11 protein-coding genes are annotated in these 12,660 nt (G+C 69.2%); 1 reads left to right on the top strand and 10 read right to left on the bottom strand.

The features are described 5' to 3' along the window. The 9 genes from GXP76_RS29185 to GXP76_RS29145 all read right to left on the bottom strand — a co-directional run. Window positions 1–829 (bottom strand): asparagine synthase-related protein (locus GXP76_RS29185; RefSeq protein WP_242574617.1); only part of this gene is annotated, 829 nt, incomplete at its 3' end. Window positions 830–1,001: 172 nt separating this feature from the next. Next, window positions 1,002–1,190: a lasso RiPP family leader peptide-containing protein gene (locus GXP76_RS29180; RefSeq protein ID WP_242574616.1), complete on the bottom strand. Its 189-nt coding sequence runs from the start codon at window positions 1,188–1,190 to the stop codon at window positions 1,002–1,004. A gap of 335 nt (window positions 1,191–1,525) precedes the next feature. Further along, entirely contained in the window at window positions 1,526–2,737 is a 1,212-nt protein-coding gene (locus GXP76_RS29175) for an ROK family protein (protein ID WP_242574615.1), read from the bottom strand. Between the two features lie 235 nt (window positions 2,738–2,972). Next, on the bottom strand, window positions 2,973–3,935 hold the full coding sequence (locus GXP76_RS29170) for a carbohydrate ABC transporter permease (RefSeq protein ID WP_242574614.1): 963 nt from the start codon (window positions 3,933–3,935) through the stop codon (window positions 2,973–2,975). A gap of 7 nt (window positions 3,936–3,942) precedes the next feature. Beyond that, window positions 3,943–4,944: a carbohydrate ABC transporter permease gene (locus GXP76_RS29165; protein WP_242574613.1), complete on the bottom strand. Its 1,002-nt coding sequence runs from the start codon at window positions 4,942–4,944 to the stop codon at window positions 3,943–3,945. Window positions 4,945–4,968: 24 nt separating this feature from the next. Continuing rightward, window positions 4,969–6,279, bottom strand: coding sequence for an extracellular solute-binding protein (locus tag GXP76_RS29160; protein ID WP_242574612.1), 1,311 nt, complete (start codon window positions 6,277–6,279; stop codon window positions 4,969–4,971). After that, window positions 6,276–8,291 carry a glycoside hydrolase family 2 protein gene (locus GXP76_RS29155; protein ID WP_242574611.1) on the bottom strand — a complete coding sequence of 672 codons (2,016 nt, stop codon included), beginning with the start codon at window positions 8,289–8,291 and terminating at the stop codon, window positions 6,276–6,278. The genes GXP76_RS29160 and GXP76_RS29155 overlap by 4 nt, the downstream gene beginning before the upstream one ends. Window positions 8,292–8,444: 153 nt before the next feature. Then, window positions 8,445–9,944: an alpha-N-arabinofuranosidase gene (locus tag GXP76_RS29150; RefSeq protein ID WP_242574610.1), complete on the bottom strand. Its 1,500-nt coding sequence runs from the start codon at window positions 9,942–9,944 to the stop codon at window positions 8,445–8,447. Between the two features lie 187 nt (window positions 9,945–10,131). Beyond that, window positions 10,132–10,707, bottom strand: coding sequence for an NADPH-dependent FMN reductase (locus GXP76_RS29145; protein WP_242574609.1), 576 nt, complete (start codon window positions 10,705–10,707; stop codon window positions 10,132–10,134). Window positions 10,708–11,003: 296 nt separating this feature from the next. Between GXP76_RS29145 and GXP76_RS29140 the strand changes: the two genes are divergently transcribed. After that, window positions 11,004–11,945, top strand: coding sequence for an MHYT domain-containing protein (locus GXP76_RS29140; protein WP_242574608.1), 942 nt, complete (start codon window positions 11,004–11,006; stop codon window positions 11,943–11,945). Window positions 11,946–11,947: 2 nt separating this feature from the next. Here GXP76_RS29140 and GXP76_RS29135 read toward each other — a convergent pair. Continuing rightward, window positions 11,948–12,660, bottom strand: a 713-nt coding sequence (locus GXP76_RS29135) for a PIG-L family deacetylase (protein ID WP_242574607.1), incomplete at its 5' end; no start/stop codon positions are given.

Below are 12,660 nucleotides of genomic sequence, written 5' to 3'. Positions count from 1 at the left end.
CCAGGGCCACCGCGGCGGAGTCGGGTTCGCCGCTGTCACCGCCACAGGTGCCGGTGAGTTCCTGGTACGTCAGCGTCCGGTGTGTGCCGGTCACCACCTCCATGCGCAGACGTGCGTCGAGGCGTGCGAAGCGCTCGGCGTGGACGAGGTCTTCATACGCGGCCGCGCCGCCCGCATCCGTGGCGGCACCGCGGTAGGTCGTCACCGTCAGCGGACCCGGTCGATGACGCAGCGTCAGAAAGGCGAGTGAGGTGGAGTCCAGACCACCGCTGAAGTCCGAGGTCACCCGCTGTCCACCGCCCACCCGCAGACGGACCGCCGTCTCCAGCGCGTCACGCAGGGCTTCGACGCCGTGCGCGAACGACGCCCGGGGGTCGGCCTCCAGCGGTTCGTGCGTCCACCGCTCGACCCGGCCGCGCGCGGTACGGCGCAGCGCCTCGCCGCCGCCCAGTCTGCTGACGCCGGCGACGACGGACCGGTCGCCGGTCAGGGCGGGAGCCGCCGGGCAGAAGACGCCGGCGGCGAGGACCGCCGTGTCGGGCCGCCGTTCCGTGCCCGCCGCGTCGGCCACCGACAGGGGCCGGGTCCCGAACACGAGGCGGGCACCGGTGTCCCGGTAGAACAGCGGATACTGCCCTGCCACGTCGACATGGGCGGTGAGTTCCTGGTCACGGATCACCAGGGAGAGATAACTGCCCGGCAGCCGGGTCAGTTCGCCGGACCGGCCGGACGCGAGCGCCCGCAGCGCCGTCCGCCGCAGAAGGCCGTCGTCGGCCAGACACTGGCCGAGCACCACGACCGTCCCCCGCGGGCCGTCGATCCTGCGCAACTCACCGTCCCGCCAAGGGCCTTGGACCCGGAGAGTGACCAACGGGCGCGCCCCGGCCCTCGCTTCGCCCGCCGGCGAGGGGAAGACGCCGGTCACCTCGGGCGCTCGCGCCGAACCGGCCGACGCGGACGTGTCTGTGCCCTGTGCCGGTCCGTTCCGCACGGGGCCGGTCCTACCAGTAGTACTGAGAGTTGGCGTCGGCCGTCCCGCTGGTGGAACTTCCCAGCGTCACGTCCCGCACAGCGCCCAGATCGACGACCACAGGAGGTTCGTAGAGCAGCTCGCCGACGTCGTCAGGGCCCACCGCCGGTACGGGGGATCCGCCGGCCGGGCACTCGTGACCTCTATGCGACGTCGTCATGTCATCCACCTCGGGTACACGTCGGAAAAGCGCCGGCGGGAATCTCGACCGGCCAGGAAAAAAGGGTGCCGCGCCGTACTCGACTTATCCACGATAATGCCCTGGGACGTCAGTCGGTGAACGAGTCGCACGCACACGATGACATCTCATCAGGGTATCTGTCCAAAACCCGTTTCCGAACACAGAAGCGGCTCTCCTGGATGTGGCCGAGAGCGCATTCAGGGAAGTTGACGGAAACGGTCCGCTGAATTGCGGGACACCGAACGCGCGCGGTGGGCGCGAGAGTTCGATTCGATGCTCCGGCGGCGGGTGGGAGGCCGCCGGAGTTCAGTACGTCATACGGCCGCGGCCTGGGCCTCGCCGTCCCTGTCGTACGACCGGAGCCCCAGCACCAGGGCCCCGTGCGCCTCGGTCAACTGCCCCAGGGAACTCTTGCGCAGGACGGCGTCGGCGGCACCGCGCAGCGAGTACCGGAGAAGGGACTCCTTGCACGGGCCGAGGACGAGATCGCTCGCCGCCTCCAGCCGGCCGCCGAGCACGATGAGGTTCGGATTGAGCATGTTGCACACCTGCGCGAGAGCCTGGCCGAGATGGCGGCCGGCGTCCTCCAGGACCCGGACGCAGACCACGTCGTTCGCGTGCGCCCGGTCGATCACCGACCGCAGGGAGTCCGGCAGGTCCACGGAACTGCCGGTCAGCGCGTCGCGTACCTGCCGTACAAGGGAATCCGCGCCGATGACCGTTTCCAGGCAGCCGCGCCCGCCGCACCGGCACACGGCCCCCCGCGGGTCCATGACGCTGTGCCCGATCTCGCCCGCCATCCCGCGGTGTCCGCGGACCATGCTGTTGCCGATGATGAGCCCGGCGCCGACACCGGTGGAGACCTTCACATAGACCACGGTCTCCAGACCCTCGTCGGTGCCGAACGTCTGCTCGGCCAGAGCCCCGAGGTTGGCGTCGTTGTCCAGCACCACCGTCGTCAGGCCCAGCGTTTTCCGCAGCCTTCCCACGAGGTCGTCGTTCGCGTGCCAGGGCGGCAGTACGGGGGTGGTGAAACCGCCCGTCCGGGGATCGATCATGCGGGGCACGGCGACGCCGAGGGAGATGATGTCGCTCTCGCGGCTGCCGCCCACATGACGGACCGCCTCGTCGACCATCCGCCGGATGTCCGGAAGGACCCTCTCCAGCCCGCTGTTGGCGCCGCTCTCCGAGGACGCGCCGGGGTGGAGATCGTCGAACCCCTGGTCGAGCCGCCGGGCGACGACCCGGGTGTGGTTGAAGCCGATGTGCACCCCGACGGCGACGGACGAGGTCCGGCACAGCCGTACGAGCGAGCCGCGGGCGCCGTTCTCGTTCTTCTCGACGAGGAGCGTGCCCTCGGAGGCCATCTCCCGCACGATGGCCGAGACCGTGCCGCCGGAGAGAGAGGTGCGGCGGCTCAGACCCGCCTGGGTGTCCGCCTTGATCATCACGGCGAGCAGGACGCGCTTGCGGTTGATCTGTTTGACTCCGACGGCCGGACCGAGATGGTCGCGTAACTGAACCATTTCCTCCCCATTCCCGGCGCGGACGATTTCATCGTGTCGTCCGGGGCAGGCAGATTAACATGGTGATCTTCAATTTGAACGCGACTTCTCTTCAAAAGAAAGCGGGGGTGTGAAAGGCCAGTCGTGGCTTATCTGCGTCCGCTGTGACGGGTGTTGTCCAAGGGGCCTCTGATGATCTCCGAGAATGGCCGACGAACGTTCACGCGCGGCCGGACGACGGCTCACACCCCGTCGCTCACTGACCGCCGAGACCCGTCGTGGCCACCGACTTGACGATCTGCCGCTGGAAGAGCATGAAGACCACCAGCAGCGGAATCGCGGCGAGTACGGACGCCGCCGACGCCTGGGCGTTCTGGAGGCCGTAGGAGTCCTTGACGCTCGACAGGCCCACCGGCAGCGTCATCAGCGTCGGGTCGCTGGTGATGATGAACGGCCACAGGAAGTTGTTCCAGGTGGTGATGAAGACGAAGATCGACACCGCGGCGAGAATCGGCCGGGACAGCGGCAGTACGACGCTGACGAAGATCCGCACACTGCCGGCGCCGTCGATGCGCGCCGCCTCCTCCAACTCGCGCGGCACGGCGTCGAAGAACTTCTTCAGGATGTAGACCATGACCGGCGCCACCACCTGCGGCAGGATCACCGCCGCATAGGTGTCGACCAGGTTCATGGCCAGCATCTGCCGGAACAGCGGCACGATCAGGATCTGCGGTGGCACCAGGATCGACGCGACGGTGACGGCGAGCAGCGCCCGCCGGCCACGGAAGAGTCCTCGCGAGAGCGCGTACGCCGCCAGCGCGGACACGACGACCGTCAGCACGGTCACCGCCACACCGATCAGCAGGCTGTTGAGCGCCCAGACGGGCAGATTCCCCTGCGCGAAGATCTCCCGGTACGCCGCGACCGTGAAGCCGCCCGCCGGTATCCAGTCGCCGGCCGCCGAGCTCGCGTCGACCTCCGATTTGAAGGAGGTGTCCACTCCCCACGCCAGTGGCAGCAGCCAGACACCGGCCATCAGGATCAGCGCCAGCACGGACAGGACCCGGGGGAGGAGACCCGCGCCCAGCATGGGGTGCCAGCTGCGCCCGGCCTCCGCGCCGGGCGGCGGGCCGCCGCCACGGCGTCTGCGCGCCACCTCCCTCGGCATCGTGCTGCGACGTGGTCCGGACGACTGTGATGCGGGTGCGTCGGTGCTCATGGCCGGATCAGTCCTCCCTGCGCGAGAAGAGCTTGAGTTGGGCGAGGGACAGGATCAGGACGACCGCGAAGAACACGTACGACACCGCCGACGCGTAACCCAGCCGGTAGTTGGTGAAGCCGGTGTCGTAGATGTACTCGAGGATCGGCCGGGTGGATCCGGCGGGCCCGCCCTTGGTGAGGAGATAGATCTGGTCGAACACCTTGAGGGAGGCGAGTACTTGAAGGACCGCGATCAGTCCCGTCGTACGGCGCAGCTGCGGCAGCGTGATCGACCACAGCCTGCGCCACGCGCCCGCCCCGTCGAGCGCCGCCGCCTCGTAGAGATGGTCCGGGACGGACTGGAGCGCGGCGAGGTAGAGCAGGAAGTTGAAGCCCACGGTCCACCAGAGCGTGAGGAGCGCGACGGACCACATCGCGTACTTCTCCTCGACCAGCCAGCCGATCCCGTCGATGCCGACGGCCTTCAGCATGGTGTTGAAGAGCCCCAGCTCCGGCTGGTAGAGCATCCCCCACACCTGGGTCACGACCGCCACGGGCAGCAGATACGGGGCGAAGAAGGACAGCCGCCAGATCCACTGGCCGGGCAGGCCGGTGTGTACGAGCAGGGCCATGACCAGCGCGAAGAGCACCAGTGGAACCGACGAGAGCACGGTGAACCAGGCGGTGTTGCCGAGGCTCTGCCAGACCTCGCTGTCCCCGAACGCCTCGGTGTAGTTGTCCAGTCCGGCGAAGGTGCTGTCACCGTGGCCGGTGAGACTGGAGTCGGTGAGGCTCATCCACAGCCCGAAGGCGAGCGGCACGACGAGGAAGAGGACGAAGAAGACGAGGAACGGTACGACGAACGGCCACCCGGCGCCCTTCGACGCACCCCCTCCCGGCCTGACTCGTCCTGACGGGCCGTCTCCCGAGGGGCCGCCGCCACCCGGCACACCACGCCGCCGGCGTTTCGCGGAGGGCCGGGGCTCGTCCACGGCGGCCGGGCCGCCGACGGTGGGCACGCTGCTCATGGCCGTCGCTCCTTTCCTTCGCGATCAGGCCGGATTCGGCTTGGACAGAAGCGTGTTGATCTCCGACTCCATCTTCCGCACGGCGCTGCGGGCGGACGCCGACCCGGTCAGGGTGGGCTGGAGCGCCTGGCACATCCGGTTCTGGAAGTCCGACCCGGAGCCGGTGAACCAGGCCTGCGGATCGAGGACCGGGTGATCTGCCGCGGCGGCGTACTCGGCCTGCGGGTGCAGACCGGCGTACTCCTTGGACTCGACGACCGGCCGATAGGCCGGGATGTGACCGGCCTCCGCCCACGCCAGACTGGCCTTGAGCAACTCGGCGACGAACTGGTGTGTACGGCGGCGCCGGTCCGGATCCGCATCGCTCTGGTGGGGGAGCACCAGCGAATGGCTGTCGGACGCGGCGCCCGGCCGGTCGAAGAAGGTGGGGAAGGGAGCCGCGCCGAGCGCGTCCTTCTTGGCCGTACGGAAGGTGTTGAGTTCCCACTCGCCTGCGAAGATCATCGGGGACTGGCCGTTGGCGAACGCGGCGATCGCGGTGGTGAGGTCCATGGTGCGGCAGTCGGGCCGCACGATGTCCGCCATGAACTCCACTGTCTCCGCGGCCACTTCACGGTCGATCTCCAGCCGGCTGCCCGAGAGGTCGAAGGTGGCGCCGGTCTGGTTGAACAGCGTCCAGAACATGCGCCAGCCCATGGCGGCGTCGGTGACATGGCCGAAGAGGGGGCCGAGCTTTCCGTGGTCCTCGCGGAGCTTCTCGGCGACTTCCAGATAGTGCGCGGGTGACTCGAACGGGAGGGGCTGCCCGTCACTCGCCAGCAGCCCTGACCTGTCCATCATGTCGCGGTCGAAGTAGATGATGAACGGGTGGGTGTCCAGGGGGATCGCGTAGGGCTCGCCCTCGTACAGACAGCGTCTGAACACCGTCTCGTTGAGATCCTCCCGGCGGACGCCGAACTCGGCCAGCAGATCCATGTCGAAGGGGTCGAGCAGACCGCCGGGAGCGTAGCCGGGCAGGCGTGTGAGATGGAGGATCGCCAGGTCCGGGGAGCGCCCGCCGGCGGAGGCCATGGCGAGTTTGGTGTAGTACGGAGGCCCCCACTCCAGGACCGTGCTCCTGACCTTCAGTCCCGGTGTGCGGCGCTCGATGTCACGGGTGATGTCCTTCATCAGCGCGCCGTCGGGGCCCTGGAAGAGATTCCAGTACTGGATCTCGGCGGCGTCCGAGACGCTGCCGGTGACCGATCCGCAGGCGCTCAGCGCGGGGGCCAGGGCGGTCGCCCCGGCGCCGTACAGCGCGCCTTTCAGCACCCGGCGCCGGGACGGGCCGTTCACCGGACCGCTCCGTCGCCGCCGTTGTCGCCGTTGTCGCCCGCTCCGGCCACCGGGCCCTCGGAAGCCGGGGTTCCGGACGACGGTTCCTCGAACGCCGCTCGCCGCTCCTGCGCCGCGCGCAGCCGCCCGACGTCGAGCTTCGGCGTACGGTCGAAGCGGTAGACCCCGTTCTGTTCCTGGAACACGTCTGTGAGCTGGGTGTAGCAGTAGCCGAACATGTGCGGATCGTCGAGGAGCACCCCCGTGAGCCCGGCGAAGCGCTGCTGGAACTCCTCCTCCGTACGCGGGCGTTGCCCGTAGCCCCACGAGACGCTGCGGTCGGCGTCGTCCGCCGCGGTGCCGTTCTCCGGGCCGTCGCGGTGGGCCGCCGCCTCCTCCGGGTTCCACCAGATGCCGCCGAACTCGCTGCAGAAATAGGGCTGTCCGTGATACGGCAGGGACCACACGGCGTCCGTGTCCCGCTCGTCCGGGTTGGTGAACGGGGCGTCCTTGTCCAGGCCGGCCATCTGGGTGCGGAAGAGCGACGGGTCCTGTTCGTAGCTGTGCGAGTCGTACACATCGGTCTCGGCGACCCGGTGCGAGTAGCCGGACGCGTCGATGACGGGCCGTGACCGGTCGGCGGCCTTCGTCGCGAGGAACATCGACCTGGTGACGTCGTCCAGGACGGTCTGCCGGTCGTGGAGCTTCTGGTGGGTCTCGTTGAGGGGGCACCAGCCGACGATCGAGGGATGGGAGTAGTCCCGCTCCAGCGCCTCCAGCCACTGTGCGGTGTATCCGGCGGTCGGCCGCTGGTTGTCCCTGGTGGTGGGCCCGCTCGCACAGCCCCAGTCGCCGAACTCGCCCCAGACCAGATAGCCCAGCCGGTCGGCGTGGTGCAGGAACCGCTCCTCGAAGACCTTCTGGTGCAGCCGTGCGCCGTTGAAGCCGGCGGCGAGCGAGAGTTCGATGTCGCGTACGAGGGCGGCGTCGTCGGGCGCGGTCATCAGCCCGTCCGGGTACCAGCCCTGGTCGAGTACGAGCCGCTGGAAGACGGGGCGTCCGTTGAGCAGCAGCCGTTTGCCGTCGATGGCGACCGACCGCAGACCGGCCGTGCAGACGGCCGAGTCGGTCACCTGCCCGCACGCGTCCACCAACTCGACCTGCACCGCGTACAGATGAGGGTCCCGCGGACTCCACGGCCTGCGCCGGCCGGCGGGGACGGCCAGCACCATACGGGGCGCCAGATCGAGGTCGGCGGGTACGTCGGCCCGTACGACGGCGTCGCCGTCCGCGTCGCGGAGCGTGGCCCGTACGCGGTGCCCCGGGCGGTTGGCGGAGAGCGGCAGTTCGAGATGGAACGCGCCCGAGCCGAGGTCCGGGGTGATCCGGGGACGCCCCAGATGGACATCGGCGACCGGCTCCATCCACACCGTCTGCCAAATCCCGGTGGTGCGCGTGTAGTTGCAGGCACTGTTGGCGTACTCGACGGACTGTTTGCCGCGTGCCTGCGGACCCTGCGGGGTGTCCCTGGCCCGTACGACGACCACGACCTCGCCGCCGTCCCCGTCCCCCTCTCCGTCCGCGTCCCTCTCCCCGTTCCCCGCTCCCGCGACATCGCCGAGATCGACGGTGAAGGAGGTGAATCCGCCGCTGTGCCGCCCCACTTCACGTCCGTCGGCCCACACCGTCGCGTCGTGGTCGACGGCGCCGAAGTGCAGGAGTACGCGCCGTCCCGCCCAGTGCGCGGGGACGCGCACCGTACGCCGGTACCAGACGGCGGGATGGAAGTCGGGATCGCCGATGCCCGACAGTTCGGACTCGGGGCAGAAGGGCACGACGATCCGGCCGTCCAACTCCTGGTGGACCAGGCCGCGTTCCAGCCCGCTGTCACCGGGGTCGAACGCGAACTGCCACGTGCCGTTGAGGTTCCGCCACTCCTCGCGCACGAAGCTGGGACGCGGATATTCGGGCCGTGGGACGTCGTTCGGCTGGTCGGACAGAATTCCGGTCGGATCGGTGGAGGGCTGTGGCATGGCGTCTCCGGTCAGGGGCGAGGCACGGAAGAGGCACGTGAGTGGCAGCGGGCGGCTGAGCTGAGGTGTGCGGCCGGGACATCGATTACATCGATGTAAAAGCCCTGATGTAAATACCTCGCACCGAGGTTTCTCGTCATCGGCCGCACATGATCAGACCAGACGGATCATGTTCCAGGAGAGGGGGGCGAGTGTGGTGCGCAAGGTGCCGCCGGACAGCTCCGCGTCCAACTGGGTCCGTGGCGCGACCCGTTCGGGCTCGGTGAGGGTGTTGCGGGCATCGGGATCGGCGTCGTGGAGCGTGCTGTGCTCGACGATCTCGCTCACCCCCGTCCCGCGCAGGGAGATCTCCAGCGGAAGCGGCTCGGCCGTACCCCGGTTCACGGCGAAGACCGTCACCGAGCCGTCGTCGCCCTGGACGGCGGTGGCGTGCAGCAGATCCGTCTCGCCGTACGCGCGCGTCGGATACGTGGGCGAGTCGACGGCCACCCGCAGGACCCGGCCCCGTCCGTACCGCGACGCCTGCTGGAAGGGGAAGTACGTGGTCTGCTTCCAGGCGGCGCCGCCCGGCTCGGTCATGATCGGCGCGATGACGTTGACGAGCTGTGCCAGGCAAGCGACGGTCACCCGGTCGGCGTGCCGCAGCAGGGCGATCAGCAGCGAGCCGAGTACGACGGCGTCGGTGACCGAGTACGCGTCCTCCAGCAGCCGGGGAGCCTCGTCCCAGTCGTCGCCGGCCGGGGGCTCGTAGCGGGACTGGTACCAGACGTTCCACTCGTCGAAGGAGAGATTGACGCGCTTGCGGGACTTGAGCCGGGCGCCCACATGGTCGCAGGTGGCGACCACGTTCTCGATGAAGGACTCCATGTCGACGGCGGAGGCGAGGAACGAGTCGCGGTCCCCTTCCTTCTCCTCGTAGTAGGCGTGCAGGGAGATGTGGTCGACCAGGTCGTACGTCTCCATGAGCACCTCCGCCTCCCACGCGGCGAACGTCTCCATGGCCTGGTTCGAGCTTCCGCACGCGACGAGTTCGACGGACGGGTCGAGCTGGCGCATGGCGCGCGCGGTCTCGGCGGCGAGCCGCCCGTACTCCCGTGCCGTCTTGTGCCCGGTCTGCCACGGGCCGTCCAGCTCGTTCCCCAGACACCAGAGCCTGATGCCGTACGGCTCCTTGGCGCCGTGTGACCGGCGCAGTTCGGACAGAGCGGTACCGGCGGGGTGGTTGGCGTACTCCTGGAGGTCGAGGGCCTCCCGTACCCCGCGTGTACCGAGGTTCAGGGCCATCATCGGCTCCGCGCCGACCTTGCCCGTGAAGTCCATGAACTCGGCCAGGCCGAAGTGGTTCGTCTCGGTCGAGTGCCAGGCGAGGTCGAGCCTGCGCGGCCGGTCGGCGACGGGCCCGACGGAGTCCTCCCAGCGGTGTCCGGAGACGAAGTTGCCGCCCGGATAACGGATGACGCTCACGCCCAGCTCCCGCACGAGGGACAGCACGTCCCCGCGCAGGCCCGCGGCGTCGGCGGAGGGGTGGCCGGGTTCGTACACCCCGGTGTAGACGCAGCGGCCGAGATGCTCCACGAAGGAACCGAAGAGACGGTCGTCGACATCGCCGACGGTGAAGGCGGGGTCGAGGGTGAAACGGGCGGTGCGCGCCATGCGTTCCTCACTAGGTTCGGTATCTCGGACAACGGTCGCAATCCCGGACGCGAACAAGGGGAACGTAGGACGCGGGAAGGGTCCCGTCAACGGGGCCGCGATGCGGGCGCCGGGCGGGAGCGGCGCGGCCGGCGCCGGACCGTGAGGAGGCCGACGCCCGCTTCTCCGGGGGCCGGCCCGCTCCCCGTCAGGCGCCGGTACGGACCGTCCGCAGGGCCGCGGACCAGCGGACGAGCTGGTCGAGCGTGGTGTCCAGGGCCGCCCTGTGGTGTTCGGCGGGCGTGAACTCGACGACGCCCGAGACGCTCACGAAGTCGGTGTAGAGGGAGAGCGCCACCTGGGACCGTACGGTCGCCACCTGGAGTTCGGACATGATCAGGCGCAGATGCTCGACCGCGCGGGTGCCGCCGACGCTGCCGTAACTGACGAATCCCGCGGCCTTGTTGTTCCACTCCGCGTAGACGAAGTCGATGGCGTTCTTCAGGGCGCCCGAGGTCGAGTGGTTGTACTCGGGGGTGACGAAGAGATAGCCGTCGAAGGAGGCCACTTTCTCCGCCCACGCCAGCGTGTGGTCCTGCGTGTACTGGCCCATGGCCGGCGGAACGACCTCGTCCAGATGCGGCAGTTTGAAATCCGCGATGTCGACGAGCTCGAACTCGGCGTCATCGCGCCGGGCGGCGATCTCGTGCGCCCATTTGGCGACGGCCTCACCGTTGCGGCCCGGACGGGTGCTGCCAAGCACGATCGCGATCTTCAATGTCATGATCCGCTCCTGACTCGAGAGGTCAACTCACGCACATCCTCCATGCTGATCGATCTCACCGGCCGGGGCCACACCAAGATCGTGGACACCGCGCCCGAGCCGGCCCCCGACCGGCATCGCAGACTCGACAGCTGCCCCGCGCCCGGCCCGCCGGCTCCGGCGGCGTCGGTAACTATCAGCCGCTACGGGGTATTTGTGCGGCGGAGTTCCTGCTTATTGGGGCATGAGGGTTGTAAAACCGCCATGTGAGCGCCTACACATCGTCTCCACAGATGTGAGGGACGGGAGCACGGCACATGCAAGGCACGGTTGACGGGTTCAGTTACGGGGTCATCACGCCGATCGCGGCTTTCGTGATGGCCTGCTTCGGAAGCGCGCTGGGACTGCGCTGTGTCACCCGCTCGCTGCGGGCGGAACAGTCCTTCAAACCGGGGTGGTTGTCCCTCGGCGCCGCGTCCATCGGCTGTGGCATCTGGACGATGCACTTCATCGCCATGATGGGCTTTCAGATACGGCAGACACCGATCGACTACGACGTCCCGCTCACGGTCGCCAGTCTCGTCGTCGCCGTCCTCGTGGTCAGTGTCGGCGTCTTCGTCGTGGGCTACCGGGGCAGCTCCCCGCCCATCCTGATCACCGCCGGAGTCCTCACCGGCCTCGGCGTCGCGGCGATGCACTACCTCGGCATGGCGGGGATGCGGCTGGAGGGCCGACTCCACTACGACACCACGATCGTGGCGGTCTCCGTCGTGATCGCCGTGGTCGCCGCGACCGCGGCATTGTGGGCGGCCGTCTCCGTCCGGGGCTTCTTCCCCAGCCTGGTCGCGAGCCTCATCATGGGCGCGGCGGCGACCGGCATGCACTACACGGGGATCGCGGCGATGAGCGTGCACCTCGCCGGCGGCGCGCCGCGCCCGGGGGTCTCGGGCGACTCGCTGCCGTCGGTCATGCTGCCCATGCTGCTGGGACCGCTGGTCTTCCTCGTGCTGGCGGGTGTGGTCGTCATGTTCGACCCGCTGCTGGTCCTCGGGGACGGTGAGTGGAACGACAGCCCCACGAGGAGAAGTAAGCCGGGCAGACCGGGCCGGACCGACACGCCCGACTTGCCGGGCCTGCCGGGCACGACCCCGGGTGACGCGAACCCGGTGCCCGGTCCACCGGCCTGGACGGCGACGGCGAACCGCGACACCGGCGCGCGCTCGCCGGGTGAGGAATCGACACGCCAGCGGCGTTGGTGACCTCAACTCTTCCCGGGATCACCGCCGTTCCGCCCGTTCCCGTCGCTCCGGAGGTCTCCGCCCAGGGGGCCCACCGTCCAGACACGCTCGGCACGCAGCGGCCCGTTGCGGGCGAGCAGCATGCCGTGGTCGGCGGCCAGGGGGGCGAGTTGCGAGCCGTAGCACAGCACCGCCGCACGCTTCAGGGCCCACTGGTCGTCCGTCAGTGTGAGGTCGTGCTCGACGCGCAGGTCATGACGGCTCGTCATGTCCTGGTACGCGAGCCCGTAATGGTGGCTGCGACCGAGCGCGTGATCGGCTCCGGCTGACCCCCATTCGTCCAGATGGCCGGTGTAGGGGAGGTCCGCGTAGACGGACGGCACCGCGCGGCCGAGCTTCGCGGCGACCTCCAGCGCCCGGTCACGGACCTTCTCGTGGTCCGGCTGATTGGTGGCGATCGGAATCAACAGCAGTGCGTCGGAAGGCAGTTCGGCCAGACAGTCGTCGATTCCCGTCAGTTCGCCGCCGTCACCGTAGGGGCCGTCGGGGTGGTCCAGTACGACGCTCTCGACCCCCAGGAGTGCACAGGCCCGCGCGTCCTCCGCGCGGCGGGCGCGATGGGCCTCGCGCGCGGTGGAGAACCCGCAGACGCTGTCCCACCAGGAGACGGGGTGGTGGGCGGCCGGTTCACCGCCGTACACCGTCACCACCGTGACGGGGCCGGGGAGTTGGGAGA

The organism is Streptomyces sp. NP-1717 (assembly GCF_022695985.1).
Classification (GTDB): Bacteria; Actinomycetota; Actinomycetes; order Streptomycetales; family Streptomycetaceae; genus Streptomyces.
Note: the sequence above shows the minus strand (reverse complement) of the source record. Positions and strands in the feature narration are given on the sequence as shown.

Excerpts from the sequence above, each read along its gene's own strand:
- GXP76_RS29180 (WP_242574616.1), bottom strand. The coding sequence starts at position 1,190 with ATGACGACGTCGCATAGAGGTCACGAGTGCCCGGCCGGCGGATCCCCC.
- GXP76_RS29175 (WP_242574615.1), bottom strand. The coding sequence starts at position 2,737 with ATGGTTCAGTTACGCGACCATCTCGGTCCGGCCGTCGGAGTCAAACAG.
- GXP76_RS29170 (WP_242574614.1), bottom strand. The coding sequence starts at position 3,935 with ATGAGCACCGACGCACCCGCATCACAGTCGTCCGGACCACGTCGCAGC.
- GXP76_RS29165 (WP_242574613.1), bottom strand. The coding sequence starts at position 4,944 with ATGAGCAGCGTGCCCACCGTCGGCGGCCCGGCCGCCGTGGACGAGCCC.
- GXP76_RS29155 (WP_242574611.1), bottom strand. The coding sequence starts at position 8,291 with ATGCCACAGCCCTCCACCGATCCGACCGGAATTCTGTCCGACCAGCCG.
- GXP76_RS29150 (WP_242574610.1), bottom strand. The coding sequence starts at position 9,944 with ATGGCGCGCACCGCCCGTTTCACCCTCGACCCCGCCTTCACCGTCGGC.
- GXP76_RS29145 (WP_242574609.1), bottom strand. The coding sequence starts at position 10,707 with ATGACATTGAAGATCGCGATCGTGCTTGGCAGCACCCGTCCGGGCCGC.
- GXP76_RS29140 (WP_242574608.1), top strand. The coding sequence starts at position 11,004 with ATGCAAGGCACGGTTGACGGGTTCAGTTACGGGGTCATCACGCCGATC.